1 protein-coding gene is annotated in these 690 nt (G+C 61.2%); it reads left to right on the top strand.

The features are described 5' to 3' along the window. Positions 1-690 (top strand): citrate/2-methylcitrate synthase (locus tag BHE01S_RS35880; RefSeq protein ID WP_042273291.1); only part of this gene is annotated, 690 nt, incomplete at both ends.

Below are 690 nucleotides of genomic sequence, written 5' to 3'. Positions count from 1 at the left end.
GTGTATCCGCAGAACGATCTGTCGTACAGCGCGAACTTCATGCGCATGATGTTCTCGAACCCGTGCGAAGAGTACAAGGTCAACGACGTGCTCGTGCGCGCGCTCGACCGTATCCTCATCCTGCACGCCGACCACGAGCAGAACGCTTCGACGTCTACCGTGCGTCTGGCCGGTTCGTCGGGCGCGAACCCGTTCGCGTGTATCGCGGCCGGTATCGCCTGTCTGTGGGGCCCGGCGCACGGCGGTGCGAACGAAGCCGCACTGAACATGCTGGAAGAGATCGGCTCGCCGGACAATATCCCTGAGTTCATCAAGCAGGTGAAGGACAAGAACTCGGGCGTGAAGCTGATGGGCTTCGGCCACCGCGTGTACAAGAACTACGACCCGCGTGCGAAGCTCATGCGCGAAACGTGCTACGAAGTGCTCAACGAACTCGGTCTGCACGACGATCCGCTCTTCAAGCTCGCCATGCAGCTCGAAAAGATCGCGCTGGAAGACGAATACTTCGTGTCGCGCAAGCTGTACCCGAACGTCGACTTCTACTCGGGTATCGTGCAGCGCGCGCTGGGCATCCCGACCTCGATGTTCACGTGCATCTTCGCGATGGCACGCACGGTGGGCTGGATCGCGCAGTGGAACGAGATGATCGCCGACCCCGAGCAGAAGATCGGCCGTCCGCGTCAGCTGTTC

Source organism: Paraburkholderia heleia NBRC 101817 (assembly GCF_000739775.1).
Taxonomy (GTDB): Bacteria; Pseudomonadota; Gammaproteobacteria; order Burkholderiales; family Burkholderiaceae; genus Paraburkholderia; species Paraburkholderia heleia.
Note: the sequence above shows the minus strand (reverse complement) of the source record. Positions and strands in the feature narration are given on the sequence as shown.